The sequence below is a fragment of the Leisingera sp. ANG-S5 genome (genome assembly GCF_000813925.1).
Taxonomy (GTDB): domain Bacteria; phylum Pseudomonadota; class Alphaproteobacteria; order Rhodobacterales; family Rhodobacteraceae; genus Leisingera.
The window spans coordinates 1-22765 of record NZ_JWLH01000027.1; the positions used below are offsets into that span (position 1 = coordinate 1).

Sequence of the window (22765 nt, forward strand, 5' to 3'; positions counted from 1 at the left end):
CTTCGTAGGACTGGCCGGAGGCGACCAGGCAGGTCATGCCGTTGGGGGTGGTCACCGTAATGGTCCAGCTGCCGGTGTCGGCAGAGGCAAAGGTTTCCATCACCATGCCCTGCTGGCCCATGCCGATGCTTTGGCGGCTTTCGCCGTATTTTTCGGCTAGCCTTTTGATCACCGCATCGCGCGGGGCGCAGTTGCGGCTTTGGGCAGCGGCGGGTGCGGCGGCCATGGTCACCGCGGCCAGCGCCAGCGGCAGTGCGAAGATTGAGTTTTTCATCTCGTTTTACCCTTTCCGGAACGGCCGGACAGGGAAGGGTGCCTGACGGCAGCCCCCGGTGTCCCTGTTCGGGCCGGTGTGTGACGCAATTCGAAATGCAGGCCCCATGCCTGCGGGCAGCAGGTGCGGCCTGTGGCGGCGGCAGTGGTCCTGTGCCTTGGTGCCCCTCAGTGTGCCGGTCAGGTGCTGATAAGTGGTTAACCAGGCGTGCGCCGAAAATTCACACAGTTTTTCAAGCGCTTGCTGCAAATGCGCGAAAGGTTACGCTGCGCTGCGGCGGAATTGTACTTGAAAGTATACAATCGAATCTGTACCGCTTTACGCAACAAAATAACTTATGGAGAGGCCTCATGGACCCGCGCACGCGCCCCTACCGCTCGGTTTTGTATATCCCCGGCTCCAACGCGCGTGCGCTGGAGAAGGCCAAAACCCTGCCGGTGGACGCGGTGATCTTTGACCTGGAGGATGCGGTTTCAGCCGATGAAAAAACCAATGCCCGCGAGACCTTGGCCCAGGCGCTGAAGGGTGGCGGCTATGGCGCGCGGATGAAAATCGTGCGGATCAACGGGCTGGATACCGAATGGGGCCGTGGTGATGCGGCGGCGGCGGCGCGGATGAACCCGGATGCGATTCTGCTGCCCAAGGTGAATGCGCCGGAGGATTTGGACGCGCTGGCGGAAATTACCGGCGATATCCCGTTGTGGGCGATGATGGAAACCCCGCGCGGCATGCTGAATGCCGCCGCAATTGCAGCGCACCCCAAGCTGCAGGGCATGGTGATGGGCACCAATGACCTGGCCAAGGAACTGCAGACCCGCTACCGCCCCGACCGGATGCCAATGATGGCAGGTCTGGGCCTGTGCCTGCTGGCGGCCAAGGCCGAGGGGCTGGTGATTGTCGACGGCGTCTATAACGCCTTCAAGGACGTGGAGGGGCTGGCCGCGGAATGCGCGCAAGGCCGCGACATGGGCTTTGACGGCAAGACCTTGATCCACCCGGCGCAGGTAGAGGTGGCCAATGCCGCCTTTGCCCCGACTGAGCGCGAGATCGACACCTCCCGCCGCCAGATTGCCGCATTTGATGAGGCCCGGGCCGCAGGGCAGGGTGTTGCCGTGGTTGATGGCAAGATAGTCGAGAACCTGCATGTTGTAACGGCGCGAGAAATTCTGGCAAAAGCGGATGCAATCGCTGCGGTTTCCGCGTAGGTGTTAATCAGCTTAACATCTAAGAGGGGCTGATATGGCACTGTTGATCCTGGGACTTCTGCTGTGGTGGGGCGGCCACCTGTTCAAACGGCTGGCACCGGATATGCGTGCCTCCATGGGCAATGGCGGGCGCGGCGTGGTGGCGCTGGTGCTGGTCGCGGGCGTTGCGCTGATGGTGATCGGCTACCGCTCAGCCGAGAGTTTCGATTTGGCGCTGGTGCCGCCGTTCCTGAAGCATATCAACAACCTGCTGGTGCTGGTTGCGATCTATTTCATGAGCCCTGGCCCGCATAAGGGCGCGCTGTTCTACAAGATGCGCCACCCGATGCTGACGGGCTTTGGCCTGTGGGCGCTGGCGCATCTGCTGGTGAACTGGGATCCGGCGTCGTTTGTCCTGTTCGGCGGCCTGTGGGCATGGTCCATCACCGAGAAAGTGGTGATCAACCGGGCAGAGCCGGGCTGGCAGCCGGGGCCGAAGGGCGCGATTGCCAAGGACGGGATGTTCCTTGCCGCCTCGATTGTCCTGATGGGGGTGATCGGCTACGTCCACGGCATCGTCGGCCCGTCGCCGTTCGGCGGCTAGGCCCTTAGCCAGGATAGGAAACCATGAAGCTTTACCGATTTTTGTCCGAAGACGACACCTCTGCCTTTTGCCACAAGGTGACCGATGCGCTGAACAAGGGCTGGGAGCTGCACGGCAGCCCGACCCAGGCCTTTGATCCCGTCAAGGGGATCATGCGCTGCGGTCAGGCGGTGGTGAAGGAGGTGGACGGAACCTACACCCCTGAGACCAAACTGGGAGAACACTGATGGCCAAGACCAATCCGGGCCGCTTTTTCGAAGACTATACCGTTGGGGAAGTGATCCGCCATGCGGTGCCGCGCACGGTGTCTGGCGGCGAGCGGGCGTTGTACCATGCGCTCTACCCGGCGCGCCATGCGCTCTATTCTTCGGATGAATTTGCCCGGGCCTCTGGTCTGCCCTCGGCGCCGCTGGACGATTTGGCGGCCTTCCACGTAGTGTTCGGCAAGACGGTGCCGGATATCTCGCTGAATGCGCTGGCGAACCTCGGCTATGCCGAGGGGCGCTGGCTGCTGCCGGTTTATCCCGGCGACACGCTGCGCTCGGAGTCCGAGGTCATCGGCCTCAAGCAGAACTCCAATGGCAAATCCGGCGTGGTCTATGTGCGCACCCGCGGGCTGAACCAGCGCGATGAATGCGTGATGGAGTACGTGCGCTGGGTGATGGTGCGCAAACGCGACCTGGATGCCCCGGCGCCGGAGACGGTGATCCCCGAACTGAACAAGGTGATCCCGGCGGATCAGCTGGTGATCCCGGCGGGGCTGGATTTCTCCAGCTACGATTTCACCCTGGCAGGCGAGCCGCACCGCTGGGGCGACTATGAGGTGGGCGAGACCATCGACCATGTGGATGGTGTCACCATCGAGGAAGCCGAGCACATGATGGCGACCCGGCTGTGGCAGAACACCGCCAAGGTGCATTTCGACAATACCGCGCGGCCCGATGGGACCCGTCTGATCTATGGCGGCCATGTGATCTCGATGGCGCGCACGCTGTCGTTCAACGGCCTCGCCAACGCGCAGATGATTGTCGGCCTCAATGGCGGCGCCCATGCTAACCCCTGCCTGTCGGGGCTGACCGTGCGGGCCTGGTCCGAGGTGCTGGACAAGGCCGACACCGCAGCACCCGGCGTCGGTGCGATCCGGCTGCGGCTGGTGGCAACCAAAGGCGGCGAGCCGTTCCAGCTGAAGGGCGAGGACGGCAAGTACCTGCCGGATGTGCTGCTGGATCTGGATTACTGGGCGCTGATGCCGAAGTGACCGGGCAGGGAAGGGCGGCCTCTTCTGAACCGTTGCCTGCTCCCCGCGCATTGCTTGCCAGAAAGAAGAACCGGGTTAATTCCTGTCTTGCAATCCTTGGGTGTGCCGCTAAACCTAGCGGCGCTACTCAGGGTGGAAACAATATGATTGACGAAGAAAAGTCATCGGCCAGTTACGGGACAGCTGTCATTCTGTGCGGTCTGTTCGGTGTGATTGGCGTGCACCATTTCTACTTGCGGAACTACGTGCATGGAATGATTGACTTGGGGTTGTTCATTCTTTTTGTCGTTCTTTTGGCGGGTAACCAGCCCTTGCTGGGTTACCTTGTGCTGCTCGTTGATATCGTGCACTCAATAATCGTTTTTTATCTGTTGATTGCGGAAAAGGCCCGGGACGGATCGGGCCGTTTGGTCAAATTGAAATAAGGGCAAAAAAATATGGCAAATATGGATCACGCAGGTGCCGGCGACGTTAGCGAAAAGGGCTTTGTTCCCGCTGTGCTGCTGTGCTTCTTTCTGGGGTCGCTGGGTGCACACCGCTTCTATCTCGGCAAGATCGGCACAGGCATTCTCATGCTGATTACCCTTGGCGGCCTGGGGATCTGGACAATTATTGACTTTGTCCGTCTGATTATCGGCTCCATGGGCGACCGGGACGGCCTGCCGCTGCGCCGCTGAGGCTTGCCAACTGCGGCCCATTGGCTGCGGCAGGTGTCGGGACCTGGGCGCGGGGAAACTCCCCGCGCAAAAGTGATAGCCCTGAAAGCGGCAATCAGCTTAAGCTGGCGGCATGCGGGTTTTGCAGCTTCTGGTTTTCTCCATGCTCTCCCTTGGGCCGCTGAAAGCAGCGGCCTGCGATCTGGCATTGGTGCTGGCGGTGGATGTCTCCGGCTCTGTTGATGCCGAGGAATACCGCATTCAGATGGACGGGCTGGCGGCAGGCCTGCGCGACGGGGTGGTCTCTGAGGCGCTGGTCAAGGCGCGCGCCCAGGTGCTGCTGCTGCAATGGTCGGGCGAGTCGCGTCAGGAGGTGACGTTGCCCTGGGTCGAGATCCGGACGTTCGGGGATGTGGAAGCGCTGGCGCAGCAGATCGAGCAGGCGCCGCGGCCCTGGCGCAACTACTCCACCGCGGTGGGGGAGGCGCTGTTTCTGGCGCTGGATCAGTTTCCAGCGGTGGAGCAGTGCAAGCGCCGGGTGATTGATGTCTCCGGCGACGGGTTCTCCAACGAAGGGATCGAGCCGCGCGAGGCGCATGGCGCGCTGGCGGCGGCGGGTGTGACGGTGAATGCCATCGCCATTGAGCAGAGCGAGCCGGACCTGACCGCCTATTTCTTTGAAAACGTGATCCGCGGTGAGGGGGCCTTTGTGGTCTCTGCCGCGAGCTTTGCTGACTACCCGTCGCGCATCCGCAAGAAGCTGGTCAGGGAGGTCGCACGGCAGACCGCTGCACTGCCGGAAGGCACGGGGAGGGCAGTTGCGTCTTTGCAGTGATTTGCAGAAGGGGCCCTGATTCTGCAAAAAATTTTCAATCGGCGGATTTGTGATCACTAATTATTTGCTGTGATCACAAGCCGTGGCGTTTTAGCGCCAACAGGCGAGAAACCTGCCGTTTTTAACCGTTCCTTCGGGTGACACGCCGTAAAAATCGGCTAAAACGTCGTCAGCCAACCTGAAAAGGAGCCAACATGGCCGATGTCAATCGGGGCAACCGCCCGCTTTCGCCGCATTTGCAGGTCTACCGGCCGCAGCTGACCTCCGTGACTTCGATCCTGACACGGATCACCGGCAACGCGCTGATCGTCTCGGCGCTGCTGATCGCCTGGTGGTTCCTGGCTGCCGCAACCTCGCCCGAGTATTTCGCCATTGCCAACGGCCTGCTGACCAGCTGGTTCGGTGATCTGGTGATGACACTGTCGGCGCTGGGCCTGTGGTATCACACGCTGGCGGGCATCCGGCACCTGATCTGGGACAACGGCATGATGCTGGACCTGGAGCAGGCCGAGAAACTGGGCTGGTTCGTGGTGATCGGCTCTGCCGTTCTGACCGTCCTGACCATCATCATCGTCTAAGCCCGGGAGGCACACGCAATGCGATATCTGACTGACCGCAAGCGCGCCGTTGGCATGGGCGCTGCAAAATCCGGAACAGAACATCACTGGTCGATGCAGGTGAGCTCAATCGCTCTCTTGATCCTGGTGCCGCTGTTCGTCTTCACCTACGGTTCTGCGCTGGGCGGCACCTATGAAGAGATCACCGCCTATTATTCCCGCCCTTTCCCGGCGATCGTGGCGGCGCTGACCATGTGGGTCGGCATGATGCACTTCAAATCCGGCGCCCAGATCATGATTGAGGATTACGTCCATGGGCTGAAAGGCCGCCTGACGATCATCCTGGTCAATTGCCTGTCCTATGCAGTCGCCGCGACCAGCGTTTACGCGCTGATCCGCCTGGCCCTGTAACTCCCCGAGGTCTCTTTCAATGGCTGCTTACGAATACGAAACACATGAATATGACGTGGTCGTGGTTGGCGCCGGCGGGGCCGGTCTCCGCGCGACGCTGGGCATGGCGGAGCAGGGGCTGCGCACGGCCTGTGTGACCAAAGTGTTCCCGACCCGCTCCCACACTGTGGCGGCGCAGGGCGGCATTGCCGCCAGCTTGGGCAACATGGGGCCGGACAGCTGGCAGTGGCATATGTATGACACCGTCAAGGGCTCTGATTGGCTGGGCGACACCGACGCGATGGAATATCTGGCACGTGAGGCCCCCAAGGCGGTCTACGAGCTGGAGCATTACGGCGTGCCGTTCTCGCGCACCGAGGAAGGCAAGATCTACCAGCGCCCCTTCGGCGGCCACACCACCGAATACGGCGAAGGCCCCGCGGTGCAGCGCACCTGTGCGGCGGCTGACCGGACCGGCCACGCGATCCTGCACACGCTGTATGGTCAGTCTCTTAAGAACAATGCCGAGTTCTATATCGAGTATTTCGCCATCGACTTGATCATGTCCGAGGACGGGCAGTGCCAGGGCGTTGTCTGCTGGAAGCTGGATGACGGCACCATGCATGTGTTCAACGCCAAGATGGTGGTGCTGGCGACCGGCGGCTATGGCCGCGCCTATTTCTCCGCCACCTCGGCGCATACCTGCACCGGCGACGGCGGCGGCATGGTGGCGCGCGCTGGCCTGGCGCTGCAGGACATGGAATTTGTGCAGTTCCACCCGACCGGCATCTACGGATCCGGCTGCCTGATCACCGAGGGCGCGCGGGGCGAGGGCGGCTACCTCACCAACTCCGAAGGCGAACGCTTCATGGAGCGCTATGCGCCCCAGTACAAGGACCTGGCGCCGCGCGACTATGTCAGCCGCTCGATGACCATGGAAATCCGCGAAGGCCGCGGCGTGGGCGCCGAGGGCGACCATATCCACCTGAACCTCTCCCACCTGCCAGCCGAGGCGCTGGCGGAGCGGCTGCCGGGTATTTCCGAGAGCGCCAAGATCTTTGCCGGTGTGGACGTGACCAAGGAGCCGATCCCGGTTCTGCCTACCGTGCACTACAACATGGGCGGTATTCCGACCAACTACTGGGGCGAGGTGCTGAACCCGACCGCCGAGGATCCGACCGCCGTGGTGCCGGGCCTGATGGCCGTGGGCGAGGCGGGCTGCGCCTCGGTGCATGGCGCCAACCGGCTGGGCTCCAACTCGCTGATTGACCTGGTGGTCTTTGGCCGTGCCTCCGCCATTCGCGCGGGCAAGGTTGTGGACGCCGATGCGGCGAACCCGGTGCTGAACCAGGCCTCTGTCGACAAGGCGTTCGACCGCTTTGATACCCTGCGCAACGCCAAGGGCGGTATCCCGACCGCCGATCTGCGGCTGGAGATGCAGCGCACTATGCAGGCGGACGCGGCAGTGTTCCGCACCGACAAGACCCTGAAGGAAGGCGTTGAGAAGATGACCGCGATTGCGGCCAAGCTCGACGATCTGCAGGTGACCGACCGCTCGCTGGTCTGGAACTCCGACCTGATGGAGACGCTGGAGCTGACCAACCTGATGCCGAACGCGCTGGCCACCATCGTTGGCGCCGAAGCGCGCAAGGAAAGCCGCGGCGCGCATGCGCATGAGGATTACGCCACCCGCGACGACGAGAACTGGCGGGTCCACACCGTGTCGCGCGTGGAGGGCAACAAGGTTGATCTGTCCTACCGCCCGGTGATCGTGGATCCGCTGACCACCGAAGACGAAGGCGGCATCAGCCTCAAGAAAATCGCGCCCAAGGCGCGGACGTTCTAAGGAGACAGACCATGGTTCAATTCAGCCTCCCCAAGAACTCCAAGATCACCACCGGCAAGACCTGGCCCAAGCCGGAGGGCGCCAGCAATGTGCGCAAGTTCAAGATCTACCGCTGGAACCCCGATGACGGGAAAAACCCGCAGGTCGACACCTATTTCGTCGACATGGACAGCTGCGGCCCGATGGTCCTGGACGCGCTGATCAAGATCAAGAACGAGATCGACCCGACCCTGACCTTCCGCCGCTCCTGCCGCGAGGGGATCTGCGGGTCCTGTGCGATGAACATCGACGGTATCAACACGCTGGCCTGTATCTACGGCATGGATGAGATCAAGGGCGATGTGGCCATCTACCCGCTGCCGCATATGCCGGTGGTCAAGGACCTGATCCCGGATCTGACGCATTTCTATGCCCAGCACGCCTCGATCATGCCGTGGCTGGAAACCAAGACCAACCGCCCGGCAAAGGAGTGGAAACAGTCCATCGAGGACCGCAAGAAACTGGATGGCCTCTATGAATGCGTGATGTGTGCCTCCTGTTCGACCTCTTGCCCAAGCTACTGGTGGAACGGTGACCGTTACCTAGGGCCGGCCGCGCTGTTGCACGCCTACCGCTGGATCATCGACAGCCGGGACGAGGCCACGCCGGAGCGCCTGGACCAGTTGGAGGATCCGTTCAAGCTCTACCGCTGCCACACAATTATGAACTGCGCCAAGACCTGTCCCAAGGGCCTGAACCCGGCCAAGGCGATTGCGCATATCAAGAAGATGATGGTTGAGCGCACTGTTTGACCCGAACACCGGATGAACTGAGCACACCCCGTAGCCGCGAGGCTTGCGGGGTGCGTTGTTTTAAATGGAAAAAATTGAATGGGAGAAGAGTTATGACGTTTAAGTTTTTTGCCATGGGATTGGTCACAAGCGCCCTGACGGCCTGTGTGTCCTCCGGCGAGAGCAGCAGTGTTAATTCTGAATGGAAAGCGCTGAACAGCAAGCGGCCGCAATGTGCAAAGGCTGCGGGTATCACCGGACCTTATTCGGTTGCCACTGAATACTACGGGGGATCGGTCGTGCAGGTGTTTGAGCCGGGTCCGGGCGTAAGCGAAGCGCAGGCGGCGAAAGCGAATGCTTGCATGAAAGCCTGATAGCCGTTTGGGCTGCACCCCAAGGCTAAGCGCTGTAATGTCGGCGAAGCTATGCCATCTCCGCGGCAGCAGAATTGAAAACCCCCGGTATTCCTGCGAAACCGGGGGAAGTTTTGTCAGGTGACGGATTTCGGGTATGAGACTTCTTGGATGTGCCGCGGGCGCGCTGACCCTCCTGGCGGGCTGCATGACGGCAACGGACCACGACCGGATCGGCGGCCAGCTGGCGTTAACCGATGCGCGGATTCCGGGCTGTGTCGAGGCTGCGGGCATCACCGGGGAGGTGCGCGTCAGTACTGAGTTCCTGGGCCATGGTGCGGGCGCAACGGTGCTGCGAAACGTGCAGCCGGGGCCAAATGTGACAGAGGCGCAGGCGGCGCAGGCGACCTCCTGCATCAATACCTGACCCTAATTGGTTGAGCGGCGGCAGTTGCCGCCCTAAGCTGCCGCAATGCAACCGCATTTTTATGCCATTCTGCTTGCCGGTATTGCCGGGCTTTCGATGCCGCTGGGCGGGCTTCTGGCTTGGTGCGAGCACATCAGCAACCCGGTGCTGCGCAACCGGGTGCTGCACACTATTGCGGCCTTTGGCGGCGGCGCGCTGGCCTCAGCCGTGGCGCTGGTTCTGGTGCCGGAAGCGGCCGGGGCACTGCCAGCCGCCTGGGCGGTTGGCCTGTTTGCTGCGGGCGGTTTGGTTTTCTATCTTGTTGATACGCAGCTTCAGCGGCATGGCGGCAGCGGCGCCCTGCTGCTAGCAATGCTGCTGGATTACCTGCCGGAGGCGATGGCGCTGGGGGCGATGCTGGTGGCGGAGGCCGCGACTGCCAAGCTTCTGGCGCTGATGATCTTCCTGCAGAACCTGCCAGAGGGCTTTGCCGCCTTCCGCGAAGTCTGGAGCGGTGACAGCCCGGCCTGGCATGTGCTGCTACTGTTTCTGGGGCTGGCTGCCTTGGGGCCTGCCTGCGCGCTTGCGGGGCTTTTCTGGCTGGCGGAAGCTCATGCGGTGCTTGGCGGGATTATGATCTTTGCCGCGGGCGGCATCCTTTACCTGCTGTTTCAGGACATCGCCCCCAAGGCGCACAGCAGCCGCAGCAGCGCACCGGCGCTGGGGGCGGTCGCGGGGTTTGCGCTGGGGCTGGCCGGGCACTTGCTGATCGGCTGAGCCGCGGACAGCGCAGCGGATTGCATCAGCTGCATGGCAAGCCTGCAAAAACATCCGGTGCGCCGGGCGGCGCCAGCGGATACCCTGCCACCTAAGGGAGGATGGTGCCGCAAGTAAGGAGACCGCCCGATGAAACCCGTTGAAACCCTGGAAGAGCAGCAAGCAAAGGCCGCCCGCGCTGCACTGGAAGCGCTGGAGCAGGCCTATGCCTATTACATCCCTGAACCGCCGGTGGCAGCAGTGCAGGAATGGCGTCAGGACCAGCTGTTCGAATACTATCAGGCGGCTTGATCCGGGGTGCCCTGCAGTGCCGGGTTTTGCGTTTGAAGGGGCGGCAGGACAGGGCTAGACAGGCCCAATGATACTTGTTGCCGTCCTTGCTGTTGGAGTCTTTTGCTACTTCCTGTGGCGCCACCGCGCGATGGATCTAACCCGCAATTGCCGCTGGCGGCAGATGAAGTCCGAGGGGCAGTGGCGCTGTATCTCTTGCGGGGCCGTTGAACCGGGTGACGCCGCCCCCCGCATTTGCCGTAATCCGCAGCGTCGAGGCTAAGCGGGACTCCCGCGCCTGCAGGCGCACCGGCTGCGCCGTGGATTTGGCTGTTCAGTTCCGGATGAAACGGCCCAATTCCGCACCTGCGCCAAGAGGGGCTTGCGCCAAGTCAGCGATGCGGTCTTGATGGGGCAAACGAACAGGAAGGTTTGCCCCAATGCCCAGCACACCCGCTGACCCCGCCGACGCAGATGCCCGCCGCGCCGTCAAGCCAGTGATCTGCTACCCGAACGAGACACTGCCGGTGCCTGATCTGGCGCTCTACAGGCAGGCGCGGGAAGGGGCGGTAAAGACCCGCGAGGTACGGGTGCCGCCCCGCGATGCCGCCTGTTTCGAGGTGCCGGCCGGGCATTTCTTCCGCATCACCTCAATAGAGGGGCCGCAGGTGGGCGATTTGAACCTGTGGAACAGGCATGACCTGAGCGAACGCTTCTATTCCGGCAAGACCCGCGCCCTGCACGGCACCCATATCACCACCGGCGAACGGATGTGGACCAGCTTCCCGCATCTGCGGCCGATGGCAACCATCGTTGAGGACGCGCTGGGCTGGTACGGCATTGATGAGTTCGGCGGTTCGGTGCATGACGTGATCGGCACCCGCTGCGATCCTTATACCGGTAACCTGCTGGCTGGCAGCCAGTACCACTACTGCTGCCATTCCAACCTGACCCGCGCCCTGGCAGATCATCTGGGCATCTCCCCGGCAGAGGCGGAGCCGCATGTGCATGACGTCCTGAATGTCTTCATGTGCACCGGCTTCACCCGCGATACCGGCCAGTATTTCATGAAGGCCAGCCCGGTGCGGCCCGGCGACTATCTGGAGTTTTTTGCCGAGATCGACCTTTTGGGCTGCCTTAGCGCCTGTCCGGGCGGGGATTGTTCAGCAGAGCATTCCAGCGATACCGCCGCCTGTTACCCGATGCTGGTCGAAGTTTTTGCCCCGGCAGAGGGCGCGCTTGGCGATTGGAAAAGCCCGCCTCCAAATGGGTATGACCGCAGCCACGGGTGCAAGTGAAACCGGTCAAAAGTTATTTTGGCCAGAGGTCTTGCTGAAATTCAGGGCGGCGTGAACAATCGCACCTTGTGAATTTCCCGAGCTCCCAAAAAGAAAAGGACAGCGGAATAACCGCTGTCCTTGGGAAAGCCGTAAATCGAAATTACGTGGCGTCAGCTGAACGCTGCCTCCAAGGCAATTTCCACCATGTCGCCAAAGCTGCGCTCCCGCTGATCGGAGGGCAGGGCTTCGCCGGTGCCCAGATGGTCGGAGACCGTCAGCACCGCCAGCGCCCGGCAGCCGTGACGGGCCGCAAGCGTGTAGAGCTCTGCGGCTTCCATCTCAACGCCGAGGATGCCGTGGCGGACCATCTGCTCGTTCAGGTCCGGGCGTTCGTCGTAAAACACGTCCGAGGAGTAAATGCCGCCGATATGGGTTGCGGAGCCGCGTTTGGCTGCCGCTGCTGCTGCCGCCTGCAGCAGGCCCCAATCGGCGCAGGGGGCAAAGTTCAGCTCTCGGAAAATGCCGCTGGAGGGGCTGTTCACGGTGCTGGCCGTCATCGCCAGGATCACATCGCGCACCTTGACCTTGTCCTGCATGCCGCCGCAGGAGCCGATGCGGATCAGGGTTTTTGCGCCGTAGTCGCGGATCAGCTCATTGGCGTAGATCGACAGCGAGGGCATGCCCATGCCGCTGCCCTGGATGGTGACGCGATGGCCGTTCCAAGTGCCGGTATAGCCCAGCATCCCCCGCACTTCGTTGACCAGCTTGGCATCCTGTAAAAAGGTTTCAGCTGCCCATTTTGCCCGGTAGGGGTCGCCGGGCATCAGTACGGTTTCGGCAATATCGCCCGGTGCGGCGCCAATATGAATGGTCATGGCCTTGCTCCGCTGCCGCCTCAGATTTCCAGGTCGGAAATGTCCATGCCGGCGGTCAGCGCGGCATGCACCCAATGCGGCTTCCGGCCCCGGCCGGTCCAGGTTTCTTCGGGATTGTTCGGGTTGCGGTATTTCGGGGCTGCCTTGGTCTTCTTGGCGCCCTGACGCGATGCATTGGCGATTTCATCCAGCGAAAAACCGTATTTGGCAGCGGCTTCTTCGGCGGCTTTCAGGGCTTCCTGACGCTCGCGCAGTTCTGCTTCCTGCAATGCTTTATCAACATCGCTTTGCAGCTGGAGAAGCTCTTTTCTGCTCATTGCCGAAAGATCGAAGGTCATTCTGAACTCCATTTATAAAATGACACACCGGAAATGCCGGTATGTCATTTCTTATGGACCGAATGCCAGACGCATTTCAGCATCTTTTTTTGAGGTTTGCAGAAAACTGCCCAAATAATATCAATTCACTGCAAGTTCCGGTGGTTTTGCCAGGTCGACAATATCGCTCATAATTGAATTCAGCTCAAAATCCTTGGGGGTGTAGACGCGTGCGACCCCCATTGATTTCAGCTTTTGCGCGTCCTCGTCCGGGATGATGCCGCCCACGACCACAGGAATATGAGCCAGCCCGGCGTCACGCATGCGCTGCATCATCTCCTCGACCAGCGGCAGGTGGCTGCCGGACAGGATCGACAGACCAACCACATGGGCGTCGTCCGTTTGCGCCGCCTCCACCAGTTCGGCGGGCGTCATGCGGATGCCGTCATAGGTGATGTCCATGCCGCAATCGCGGGCGCGGAAGGCGATCTGCTCGGCGCCGTTGGAGTGGCCGTCCAGCCCCGGCTTGCCGACCACGAATTTGATGCGGCGGCCCAAGACATCGCTGACGGCGTTGACCGCATCGCGCAGGTCGTCAAGGCCTTCGGTCTTGTTCGACACCGATGCTGATACGCCGGTCGGACCGCGGTAGGTGCCGTGGACCTTGCGCATTTCTTCAGCCCATTCACCGGTGGTGACGCCGGCCTTGGCGGCAGCAATCGAGGGTTCCATGATATTCGCGCCGCTTTGCGCTGCGGCGCGCAGGGCGGCCAGCGCCGACTGCACCGCGTCATTGTCACGCTCGCCGCGCCAGTCGTTCAGGCGGCTGATCTGTTCCTGCTCCACCGCCGGGTCGACCACCATGATGCCGCCGTCTTCGGTCTGCAGCGGCGAGGGTTCGCCCTCGGTCCACTTATTGACGCCGACCACCACGGTCTCGTTCTTTTCGATCCGGTTCAGCCGTTCGGCGTTGGAATCGACTAGGCGGCCCTTCATGTATTCGATGGAGGCGACGGCACCGCCCATCGATTCCAGGTTGGCCAGTTCGGCGCGGGCGCCGTCCTTCAGCTCCTCCACCTTGGCATCAACTGCAGGGTTGCCGTCAAACAGGTCGCCATATTCCAGAAGGTCGGTTTCATACGCCAGTATCTGCTGCATCCGCATCGACCACTGCTGGTCCCAGGGGCGGGGCAGGCCAAGCGCCTCGTTCCAGGCGGGCAGTTGCACCGCGCGGGCACGGGCCTTCTTGGATAGCGTCACCGCCAGCATCTCGATCAGGATCCGGTAGACGTTGTTTTCCGGCTGCTGCTCTGTCAGCCCCAGCGAGTTCACCTGCACGCCATAGCGGAAGCGGCGGAACTTGGGGTCGGCGACGCCATAGCGTTTCTCGCAAATCTCGTCCCACAGGTCGACAAAGGCGCGCATCTTGCACATTTCAGTGACGAACCGGATGCCCGCATTCACAAAGAAGGAGATGCGGCCGACCATGGCCGGGAAGTCTTCCGGCGCGATGCGCGGTTTCAGCTCGTCCAGCACCGCCTGCGCGGTCGCCAGGGCAAAGGCCAGCTCCTGCTCCGGCGTCGCGCCAGCCTCCTGCAGGTGGTAGGAGCAGACGTTCATCGGGTTCCACTTGGGCACGTTGGTGTAGCAGTACTCCGCCACATCCGCGATCATCTTGAGGCTGGGCTTGGGCGGGCAAACATAGGTGCCGCGCGAGAGGTATTCCTTGATCAGGTCGTTCTGCACCGTGCCCTGCAGTTTCGACACATCAGCGCCTTGTTCCTCTGCCACCGCGATATACAGCGACAGCAGCCAGGGTGCGGTCGCATTGATGGTCATCGAGGTGTTCATCTGCTCCAGCGGGATCTGATCGAACAGCGCCCGCATATCGCCCAGGTGGCAGACAGGCACGCCAACCTTGCCCACTTCGCCGCGGGCCAGCACATGGTCGCTGTCATAGCCGGTCTGGGTCGGCAGGTCGAAGGCGACGGACAGGCCGGTCTGCCCCTTCGCCAGGTTAGCGCGGTAAAGCGCATTGGATGCCGATGCCGTGGAATGGCCGGCATAGGTGCGGATCAGCCAGGGGCGGTCTTTTTGCATCTGCGGCATGTCGGGCCTCGCGAGTCAGTGTGGCGGTAATTTTATTTCGTCACGCAGATGTAAACTGCAATTTTCGACCCATGTCAATTCGCTGCGTTGCGGCAATTCCGCTTCTGCGGCGGGAAGCCCGGGTGGCTTGGTGCTTGTCAAGGCGGTTGCCATGCGCAACTGTTCTCTCATGACGCAAACCGTGGAACTGCCGCTGTGGCTCTTTGTGCTGATCGTGGGTTTTGCCGCGGTGACCTTTGCGTCGCATTTTCTGTTCCCCTCGGTGCGCTGGTTCTTCCGGCGGCGGCTGGAACGGGCAGTGGCACGGCTGAACAAACGGCTGGAACGCCCGATAGAGCCGTTCAAGCTGGCGCGGCGCCATGACATGATCCAGCGGCTGATCCATGATCCGCAGGTCGCGCAGGCGGCGGCGGATCACGCAGCGGCTGAGGGCATCCCGGAGAACGTGGCGTTTGAGCAGGTGCGCCGCTATGCGCGAGAGATCGTGCCGGGGTTTTCCGCCTTTGCCTATTTCAGCCTGGCGATCCGGGCGGCGCGGTTCCTGTCCAATGCGGTCTACCGGGTGCGGCTGGGCCACCAGGACGAGGAAGCGCTGCGCGCCATCGATCCCAATGCCACTGTGGTCTTTGTGATGAACCACCGGTCCAACATGGATTACGTGCTGGTCACCTACCTGGCGGCGGAACGCTCAGCCCTGTCTTACGCGGTAGGGGAGTGGGCGCGTGTTTGGCCGCTTAGCCGCCTGATCCGGGCGATGGGCGCTTACTTCATCCGGCGGCGTTCGCGCAACGACCTCTACCGCAAAGTGCTGGCAGCCTATGTGCGTCTGGCCACCCTCGGCGGGTCCACGCAGGCGATGTTCCCAGAGGGCGGCCTTAGCTTGGACGGCGCCCTGGCTGCGCCGCGGCTCGGGCTGCTGAAATACATTGTTGAGGGCTATGATCCGGACCGGCGTGATGTGGTCTTTGTGCCGGTGGCGCTGAATTACGACCGGGTGCTGGAAGACCGCATTCTGACCTCTGCTGCCAAGGCAGGCGATCGGCGGTTCAAGGCCCGGATCGGGCTGGTGGCGCTGCGGCTCTTGCGGCAGTTGTGGCTGTGGATGACCGGCCGCTACCGCCGGGCGGGCTATGCGGCGGTGAACTTTGGCCGGCCTCTCAGCCTCGCCGGGTTTGGCGCCGGGCGGCAGGGCGACATCACCAAGCCGCTGGCGCGGGAGCTGATGCAACGGATCAGTGCGATTGTCCCGGTGCTGCCGGTGCCGATGATTGCTGCTGTTCTATTGCGGCACGGTCCCCTCAGCCGCGCAGCAATTGAGCACCGGCTGGAAGATCTGATCGCGGCGGTACCGCTGGCGCATGTTCATCTCCCCAAGGATAACCTGTCTTATGCGGCTGGCATGGCGCTGAATATTTTGCAGAGGCGGGGCCTGATCATCGAAACCGGGGGACAGATTGCGCCCGCAGCAGACCGCCAGGATTTGCTGGCGTTTTACGCCAATTCGATCCGTCATCTGCTGCCAGAGGACAGTGATCTGCCTGGTGGAAGCAGTGATTTTTCTGCACCTGCTAAAGGCAATGCTGCATCCGCTGGGTCATAAAATTACCCAAACGCCGCAAAAGTGGTTGCAATATTACTTTCCCGATCCTATCCATCAGGTAACCGCTGCGATTCTGCACCGCGGCAAAGAACAGGATGCAAAGGAGGCCATCATGGCATTGGATACCCAGACTGACGTCATGTCGTACGAGGCGCCCGAGAAAGATCTCTATGAGCTGGGGGAAATTCCTCCGATGGGCTTTGTGCCCAAGAAGATGTACGCATGGGCCATCCGCAAGGAGCGCCACGGCGAGCCGAACACCGCGATGCAGCAGGAAGTGGTCGATGTGCCGGAGCTGGACAGCAACGAGGTGCTGGTCCTGGTGATGGCGGCGGGCGTCAACTACAATGGCGTCTGGGCTTCGCTGGGCAAGCCGATCTCGCCGTTTGACGGCCACAAGGCGCCTTATCACATTGCCGGGTCCGATGCTTCGGGCATCGTCTGGGCGGTGGGCTCCAAGGTCACCCGCTGGAAGGTCGGCGACGAGGTGGTCATCCACTGCAACCAGGACGATGGCGACGACGAGGAATGCAACGGCGGCGACCCGATGTACTCCCCCAGCCAGCGCATCTGGGGCTACGAGACCCCGGACGGCTCCTTTGCCCAGTTCACCAACGTGCAGGCCCAGCAGCTGATGCCGCGCCCCAAGCACCTGACCTGGGAAGAAAGCGCCTGCTACACGCTGACGCTGGCCACTGCCTACCGGATGCTGTTCGGCCACGAGCCGCACGACCTGAAGCCGGGTCAGAACGTGCTGGTCTGGGGCGCCTCGGGCGGCCTCGGCTCTTATGCGATCCAGCTGATCAATACCGCCGGCGCCAATGCCATCGGTGTGATCTCCGACGAAAGCAAGCGCGACTTTGTCATGGGCCTCGGCGCCAAGGGCGTGCTGAACCGCAAGGACTTTAACTGCTGGGGTCAGCTGCCCACGGTCAACACCCCGGAATATGCCGAGTGGTTCAAGGAGGCCCGCAAGTTCGGCAAGGCGATCTGGGATATCACCGGCAAGGGCAACAACGTCGACATGGTGTTCGAGCATCCGGGCGAAAGCACTTTCCCCGTCTCCACCTTCGTGGTGAAGAAGGGCGGCATGGTTGTGATCTGCGCCGGCACCACCGGCTATAACCTGACCTTCGACGTGCGCTACATGTGGATGCACCAGAAGCGCCTGCAGGGCTCGCACTTTGCCCACCTCAAGCAGGCCGCGGCTGCCAACAAGCTGATGGTTGAGCGCCGCCTGGACCCCTGCATGTCCGAGGTGTTCACCTGGGCCGACCTGCCCGAAGCGCACATGAAGATGCTGCGCAACGAGCACCTGCCTGGCAACATGTCAGTGCTGGTGCAGGCACCGAAGACCGGCCTGCGCACCCTGCAGGATGTGCTCGACGCTTGAGGGCGGACCGGCTCAGCCGGCTGAAATGAAACAGTGGTCCCGCGAATCGCTCCGGCTATTCGCGGGAAATTTTATTTATAAATTTATCTATTTCAGCGGCTTAGTTGCAGCGTACTCGCTATTTTGGGGGAGGGGTGCTGCCGGCTGCAGATTAAAGGCGTCATTTCCGTCATTTACGCAAGTTATTGCGCCTTTCGGGCAGGCGTGGATCCGTTTTTTGACCTGAAAGTCAAAAGCTTCCATTGACCTCGGGGAAGCAGGCGCTGCAAAAACCCTGCAAATATGTCATGCCTGAAGCTACAGGTATTGCAGATATCCGAACCAAGGCAGCGAACAACGGCGGCAAGCGACCCATGGCAGGCAAAGCAGAACTGGACCGTATCCTGGAGGCGCTGGACGCCACAGATACCCTGGATGGTCTCCAGCAGATCATTGATCAGGTCTGCACCGTCTTCGGTGTCGACCATGCCATGTACCATTGGGTCGACAGCGCCGGCGACCACTACTACTTCGGCACCTATCCGCAGACTTGGGTCGAGCGGTATCAGGAAAAGGCCTATGTCCGCGTCGATCCGGTCGTCGCAGGCTGCTACCAGCGCTTTCACCCGGTGGACTGGAAGCGGCTGGACTGGTCGCCGAAACCGGCGCGCGAGTTTCTGAAAGACGCGCTGGAGCACGGGGTCGGCAATCAGGGCTACTCAATTCCGATCCGGGGCCCCAACGGGCAATTCGCGGTGTTCACCGTAAGCCACAACTGCGATGACGAGGCCTGGGAAAGGCTGACTGAGCGCTACAGCCGTGACATGATCCTGATGGCGCATTACTTCAATCGTAAAGCGCTGGAGTTCGAACCTGAGCGTACCCCGGAACAGGCCCAGCCTCTGTCGCCCAGGGAAGTGGACGCGCTGACCTTTCTGGCGATCGGATACAGCCGTGCGCAGGTGGCAAAGACCCTGTCGATCTCCGAGCACACGCTGCGCGTCTACATCGAAAGCGCCCGGTTCAAGCTGGGCGCAATCAATACCACCCATGCAATTGCCCGGGCGATGTCGCTCGGTTTGATTGTGATTTAACGGTAGGGCGAAAAAGCTACCGCAAATACACTCTGAGATTGTGCCTAATAGCCGTACCCTGTCCTCACTGTTCAACCAGAAGGGGACTAAATCATGCTTCGTTATGTCTATGGCCGCGATCTTCACAACCACGCTTTTCTGGCGCATTCGATGTTCAGGGACAGGGCAGACCAGTTCAGGACCCGGCTGGGCTGGGAGGTGCAGGTTGACTGCAACGGTGAGGAGCGTGACCAGTATGACGCGCTGGACCCGCTTTATGTGATCTGGGAAATGCCTGATGGCAGCCATGGCGGCTCCATGCGGTTTCTGCCGACCACCGGCCCGGTGATGGTCAATGATGTGTTTCTGGACTTGGCAGGAGGGGTGCCGATTTGCAGCCCGCTGATCTGGGAATGCACCCGGTTCTGCCTGTCGCGCGAGGCGGGCCGCAACGTGGCCGGGGCGCTGACCCTGGGCGGGGTGGAGATCATGCGCAACTTCTCGGTGGCGCATTTCGCCGGTGTCTTTGACCGCCGCATGGTGCGGATCTACCGCAGCCTGGGCTTCAGCCCTGAGGTGATCGGCACCCAGGGAGAGGGGCGGGAGCGCATCTGCCTGGGGCTTTGGGAATACGCGCCTGAGGTCTACCTGAACGTGGCCGCTAAAGCAGGCATCGCGCCGGAGCTTTCGCAGCTCTGGTTCGACCGTTCGTTCGGCGGGGCGCGGGCGGCTGAGCCCTTGGCGCTTACCGCCTGACAGATACGATCTCCGGGGCCGGAGCCTCTGGCGGACCCGGCCCCGCGGCTGTAGGGTCGCGCCATGACAGCTCTGCCCGTACAGTTTTCCGATGACCAGGCCACTGCTTATGACAGCGTGACCGAGCTCCTGCGCCAGGCGGGGGTGGACCTTGACGACGGGCTGTTGCACCCGCCCCGCGGCGACGCCGGGGTGATGGCGGTGATCGGCAAGGCAGGATCGGGCAAGACCCTGCTTCTGGCAGAGCTTTACAAGGCGCTGGAGCAGTCGGGGGTCGAGGTGGTCTCCGGCGACTACGAAAGCCGCAAGAAAGGCGACGACCGCCGCACTCTGGCCATCCTGGCGCCAACCAACAAGGCCGCCAGCGTGCTGCGCCTGCGCGGGGTGCCGGCCACCACCATCCACCGAATTCTCTATACTCCGGTCTATGATCCGGAGTTCGAGAAGATCGCCGAATGGCTGGCGGGGCAGGGCGACCAGCCCGAGATCGAGGGGCTGACCGAGGAGGCGCTGGCCCGCGCGGCGGCCTTTTACGAGAAAAACAAATCCATTCCCGGCGCACTGGCCGCCGCGGGTTTGCGAGGCTCAGACTTCATCACCGGCTGGAAACGGCGCGAGGAGCCGCTGGACATCGGTTTTGTCGATGAAGCCTCGATGCTCGACGACCGACAGTTCGAAGACCTGAAGGAGATTTTCCCGAACCTGATCCTGTTCGGCGATCCGGCCCAGCTGGCGCCGGTGAACCAGTCAGGGTCAATGGTGTTTGATGCGCTGCCGGAGCCGCGCCGGCTGATCCTGAACCGCATCCACCGGCAGGAGGCCGGCAACCCGATCCTGGATCTGGCACATGCGCTGGCCGACCCGCAGCTGGGGTTCGAGGATTTCGAGCGGATGATCGAGGATACGGCGCGCCGCGATGAGCGTGTGGTCTGGGGCCAGCGGGTAGAGGTCGATCTGATGGCGCGCTCGCCGGTGCTGGTCTGGCGCAACAACACCCGCATCCGGCTGATCAACGCCTTCCGCACCGTCTATGGTGCGCCGGAGGATCAGCTGATCGCCGGCGAGCCGCTGATCTGCGACGGTATCGAACTGCCCATGAAACACCGCAAGAAGCGGCTGGACCTGGAGGCCCGCGGGCTGATCAAGGGCGCGCAGGTGATCTACCTCGGGGCAGGCCGCAAGCCCGGGTTTTCACGCCTGCATGTGATGGGCGCAGAGGACCCGCAGGTCTCTGCCGCCTCAATCGTGAAAATTGAGAAACCGGACGAGGAAGAGCCCTTCATTCCCTTTGCTGCGCGCATGGGGGCCACGTTCCTGCACGGCGCGGCGGTGACCATCCACAAGGCGCAAGGCTCGCAATGGGATACCACCCAGGTCTTTGCACCCGACATCTATGCCGCCGCCCGCATGGGCCGGGTGGAGGCGGGCCAGCCCCTATGGAAACGGCTGGCCTATGTGGCGATCACCCGGGCGCAGGAGCGGCTGATCTGGGTGGTCAGAAACCGCCTGGCCAAACCCTCCGGCCCGCTGCAGGTGGATGACCTCAGGGCGGTGCCGGCCGCGGCGCTGACGCTGGAAGCACAGGAGGAGACCCCGGCATGAGCAAATCAATCCTGATCACCGGCGCCAGCTCCGGAATCGGCCGGGCTGTTGCAGAACTATTCCTGGCCGAGGGCTGGCAGGTCGGCCTGACAGCACGCCGGGCAGAGAAGCTGGAAGACGTGGCGATGGGCCACACGAACGCTCATGTCCTGCCCGCCGATGTAACTGATCCTGCGGCGGTCGATCATGCGGTGAACAGCTTTGCCATGGCTGCGGGCCGGCTTGATGTGCTGTTCAACAATGCGGGTATCTTCACCCCGCCTGGCACCATCGACGAGATCCCGCTGGAGGACTGGTTCGCCTCTGTGAACGTGAACCTCACCGGCATGTACCTGACTGCCCGCGCCGCCTTCCGCCAGATGCGCCACCAGGCGCCGCAAGGCGGGCGGATCATCAATAACGGCTCCATCGCTGCTTACGTGCCGCGGCCCCATTCGGCGCCTTATGCAGCGACCAAGGCGGCCATTACCGGCCTCACCAAAAGCCTGTCGCTGGATGGTCGCCCCTTTGATATCGCCTGCGGCCAGATCGACATCGGCAACACCCGCACCCCGATGGTTGAGGACCTGAGCCAGCGTCACGCCGAGGCCAACCCCGGCGCTGAGCCGATGCATACATTTGCAGTGGAGGACGCGGCGAAATCCGTGCTGCACATGGCCAATCTTCCGCTGGAGGCCAATGTGCAGTTCATGACGGTGATGGCGACCAAGATGCCCTATATCGGCCGCGGCTGAGCGCTCCCGCCCGTCGCTGGTGCATCCAGGATGCACCGCTCCCGTTGGGCGTGGCGCTGCGCTGGCGCGCAGCGCGCCTCTTTACCGGTTCCTGAGCAGGCTGAATGCAGCCGAGGCGCCCCAGCCGGCCGCAATCGCAATCGCCAGCGACATCAGGCCGTATAGAAACGGCTGCTCGCGTGACAGCGAGAACAGGAACCGCTCCAGCCCGACCTTACGCACGTCGATGGTGGTTTCGTAACTCGACACCACCTCGCCGCCGCGGGTCAGAAAGATACGGGTCTGGTAGTCGCCTTCGGTCAAGTCTGCGGGCATCTCGATCGCGGTGCGAAACAAGGTTTGCTGATCGACCGCAACGGTGTTTTCACGCAGGGAGTAGAGCCCGTTCCTTTCGCGGATCCGCATTACCGCATCGGCAAAGGCCTGGGCGCCGCGGATGTGCATGGCAGCACCCACCGAGCGGATCGCGCGCCGGATCGACACCCGGTAGCGCAGGTCTTCGGTGTCGCTCAGCACCTGGGCAAATGGAGCGCTGGTGGCAACCGCGTAGAACGCAGGAGCCGAGTCGACCAGAACGCTGTCGACGTTGACCCAGATGCCCAGCTTTTTCTCCTTGCGCCGCACCATCACGGAGGGCGCCGGGCCGGAAACTGCGACAATGACCTCCAGCGGCTCGTCGGTGGGGATTGGAGCCTCGCGCTTGACCGCGCCGAAGATCAGGATTTCAGAGCCGTCAAAGGTGGCGGTGATCGCCACCCGGTCCTGGCTGAGGCCCAGAACGACCTCTTCCTTGGCGGCCTGGGCTGCGGATTGGGGCAGCAACGCCAGCGCGGCGGCTGTAAGTGCTGAGAGCAGAAGTTTGCGCAT

General features: G+C 62.3%; 27 protein-coding genes. 22 read left to right on the forward strand and 5 right to left on the reverse strand.

Annotated elements, in window-relative coordinates; genetic code table 11:
• On the reverse strand, positions 1 to 274 hold a 274-nt coding region (locus tag RA25_RS21165; protein WP_039174843.1), incomplete at its 3' end, for a hypothetical protein.
• 350 nt (positions 275 to 624) lie between these two features.
• On the opposite strand from RA25_RS21165, the gene RA25_RS21170 reads away from it, so the two are divergent.
• From RA25_RS21170 to RA25_RS21240, 16 genes are all read left to right on the forward strand, one after another.
• Positions 625 to 1479 carry an HpcH/HpaI aldolase/citrate lyase family protein gene (locus RA25_RS21170; RefSeq protein ID WP_039174844.1) on the forward strand — a complete coding sequence of 285 codons (855 nt, stop codon included), beginning with the start codon at positions 625 to 627 and terminating at the stop codon, positions 1477 to 1479.
• Positions 1480 to 1513: 34 nt separating this feature from the next.
• Entirely contained in the window at positions 1514 to 2062 is a 549-nt protein-coding gene (locus tag RA25_RS21175; protein ID WP_019297063.1) for an NnrU family protein, read from the forward strand.
• Positions 2063 to 2085: 23 nt separating this feature from the next.
• Entirely contained in the window at positions 2086 to 2289 is a 204-nt protein-coding gene (locus tag RA25_RS21180; protein ID WP_019297062.1) for a DUF1737 domain-containing protein, read from the forward strand.
• A complete protein-coding gene (locus RA25_RS21185; RefSeq protein ID WP_039174845.1) occupies positions 2289 to 3320 on the forward strand; it encodes a MaoC family dehydratase in 1032 nt (343 codons plus the stop codon). Before RA25_RS21180 ends, RA25_RS21185 begins: the two co-directional genes overlap by 1 nt.
• Before the next feature lie 143 nt (positions 3321 to 3463).
• Complete coding sequence (locus RA25_RS21190; RefSeq protein ID WP_039174846.1) at positions 3464 to 3745, forward strand: NINE protein; 282 nt, start codon at positions 3464 to 3466, stop codon at positions 3743 to 3745.
• A 12-nt stretch (positions 3746 to 3757) separates the two neighbouring features.
• Positions 3758 to 3997: a TM2 domain-containing protein gene (locus RA25_RS21195; RefSeq protein ID WP_206539716.1), complete on the forward strand. Its 240-nt coding sequence runs from the start codon at positions 3758 to 3760 to the stop codon at positions 3995 to 3997.
• Positions 3998 to 4109: 112 nt separating this feature from the next.
• Positions 4110 to 4811, forward strand: a complete 702-nt coding sequence (locus RA25_RS21200) for a DUF1194 domain-containing protein (protein WP_039174847.1) — start codon at positions 4110 to 4112, stop codon at positions 4809 to 4811.
• 194 nt (positions 4812 to 5005) lie between these two features.
• Positions 5006 to 5389, forward strand: a complete 384-nt coding sequence (gene sdhC / locus RA25_RS21205; protein WP_019297059.1) for a succinate dehydrogenase, cytochrome b556 subunit — start codon at positions 5006 to 5008, stop codon at positions 5387 to 5389.
• 18 nt (positions 5390 to 5407) lie between these two features.
• Positions 5408 to 5779: a succinate dehydrogenase, hydrophobic membrane anchor protein gene (gene sdhD, locus RA25_RS21210; protein ID WP_039174848.1), complete on the forward strand. Its 372-nt coding sequence runs from the start codon at positions 5408 to 5410 to the stop codon at positions 5777 to 5779.
• A 19-nt stretch (positions 5780 to 5798) separates the two neighbouring features.
• Positions 5799 to 7604: a succinate dehydrogenase flavoprotein subunit gene (gene sdhA / locus RA25_RS21215; protein ID WP_019297057.1), complete on the forward strand. Its 1806-nt coding sequence runs from the start codon at positions 5799 to 5801 to the stop codon at positions 7602 to 7604.
• Between the two features lie 11 nt (positions 7605 to 7615).
• Entirely contained in the window at positions 7616 to 8395 is a 780-nt protein-coding gene (locus tag RA25_RS21220; protein WP_039174849.1) for a succinate dehydrogenase iron-sulfur subunit, read from the forward strand.
• Positions 8396 to 8487: 92 nt separating this feature from the next.
• Positions 8488 to 8748 (forward strand): hypothetical protein, encoded by a 261-nt coding sequence (locus RA25_RS21225; protein WP_052254336.1) that lies wholly within the window; start codon positions 8488 to 8490, stop codon positions 8746 to 8748.
• Positions 8749 to 8884: 136 nt separating this feature from the next.
• A complete protein-coding gene (locus RA25_RS21230; RefSeq protein ID WP_039174850.1) occupies positions 8885 to 9154 on the forward strand; it encodes a hypothetical protein in 270 nt (89 codons plus the stop codon).
• A 45-nt stretch (positions 9155 to 9199) separates the two neighbouring features.
• On the forward strand, positions 9200 to 9910 hold the full coding sequence (locus RA25_RS21235) for a ZIP family metal transporter (protein ID WP_039174851.1): 711 nt from the start codon (positions 9200 to 9202) through the stop codon (positions 9908 to 9910).
• Positions 9911 to 10039: 129 nt separating this feature from the next.
• Complete coding sequence (locus RA25_RS23075) at positions 10040 to 10201, forward strand: hypothetical protein (protein ID WP_019297053.1); 162 nt, start codon at positions 10040 to 10042, stop codon at positions 10199 to 10201.
• 419 nt (positions 10202 to 10620) lie between these two features.
• Positions 10621 to 11478, forward strand: a complete 858-nt coding sequence (locus RA25_RS21240) for an urea carboxylase-associated family protein (RefSeq protein ID WP_039174852.1) — start codon at positions 10621 to 10623, stop codon at positions 11476 to 11478.
• 152 nt (positions 11479 to 11630) lie between these two features.
• On the opposite strand, the gene deoD is transcribed toward RA25_RS21240, so the two are convergent.
• From deoD to RA25_RS21255, 3 genes are all read right to left on the reverse strand, one after another.
• Complete coding sequence (gene deoD / locus RA25_RS21245) at positions 11631 to 12335, reverse strand: purine-nucleoside phosphorylase (protein ID WP_039174853.1); 705 nt, start codon at positions 12333 to 12335, stop codon at positions 11631 to 11633.
• A 20-nt stretch (positions 12336 to 12355) separates the two neighbouring features.
• The gene (locus tag RA25_RS21250) at positions 12356 to 12673 is read right to left on the reverse strand and encodes an H-NS histone family protein (RefSeq protein WP_019297050.1); all 318 of its coding nucleotides are present in this window, start codon (positions 12671 to 12673) and stop codon (positions 12356 to 12358) included.
• A gap of 120 nt (positions 12674 to 12793) precedes the next feature.
• Entirely contained in the window at positions 12794 to 14761 is a 1968-nt protein-coding gene (locus tag RA25_RS21255; protein ID WP_019297049.1) for a protein meaA, read from the reverse strand.
• A 169-nt stretch (positions 14762 to 14930) separates the two neighbouring features.
• Between RA25_RS21255 and RA25_RS21260 the strand changes: the two genes are divergently transcribed.
• The 6 genes from RA25_RS21260 (at position 14931) to RA25_RS21285 (ending at position 21898) form a co-directional block, all read left to right on the forward strand.
• A complete protein-coding gene (locus RA25_RS21260; RefSeq protein WP_039174907.1) occupies positions 14931 to 16361 on the forward strand; it encodes a 1-acyl-sn-glycerol-3-phosphate acyltransferase in 1431 nt (476 codons plus the stop codon).
• A gap of 112 nt (positions 16362 to 16473) precedes the next feature.
• Complete coding sequence (ccrA, locus tag RA25_RS21265) at positions 16474 to 17754, forward strand: crotonyl-CoA carboxylase/reductase (RefSeq protein WP_039149654.1); 1281 nt, start codon at positions 16474 to 16476, stop codon at positions 17752 to 17754.
• 353 nt (positions 17755 to 18107) lie between these two features.
• Positions 18108 to 18827 (forward strand): helix-turn-helix transcriptional regulator, encoded by a 720-nt coding sequence (locus RA25_RS21270; RefSeq protein ID WP_029204893.1) that lies wholly within the window; start codon positions 18108 to 18110, stop codon positions 18825 to 18827.
• Positions 18828 to 18920: 93 nt separating this feature from the next.
• Positions 18921 to 19562, forward strand: coding sequence for an acyl-homoserine-lactone synthase (locus RA25_RS21275; protein WP_019297045.1), 642 nt, complete (start codon positions 18921 to 18923; stop codon positions 19560 to 19562).
• A gap of 63 nt (positions 19563 to 19625) precedes the next feature.
• Positions 19626 to 21164 carry an ATP-dependent DNA helicase gene (locus RA25_RS21280; RefSeq protein ID WP_039174854.1) on the forward strand — a complete coding sequence of 513 codons (1539 nt, stop codon included), beginning with the start codon at positions 19626 to 19628 and terminating at the stop codon, positions 21162 to 21164.
• The gene (locus tag RA25_RS21285; RefSeq protein WP_039174855.1) at positions 21161 to 21898 is read left to right on the forward strand and encodes an SDR family oxidoreductase; all 738 of its coding nucleotides are present in this window, start codon (positions 21161 to 21163) and stop codon (positions 21896 to 21898) included. Before RA25_RS21280 ends, RA25_RS21285 begins: the two co-directional genes overlap by 4 nt.
• An 81-nt stretch (positions 21899 to 21979) precedes the next feature.
• On the opposite strand, the gene RA25_RS21290 is transcribed toward RA25_RS21285, so the two are convergent.
• Positions 21980 to 22765: a TIGR02186 family protein gene (locus RA25_RS21290; protein WP_039174856.1), complete on the reverse strand. Its 786-nt coding sequence runs from the start codon at positions 22763 to 22765 to the stop codon at positions 21980 to 21982.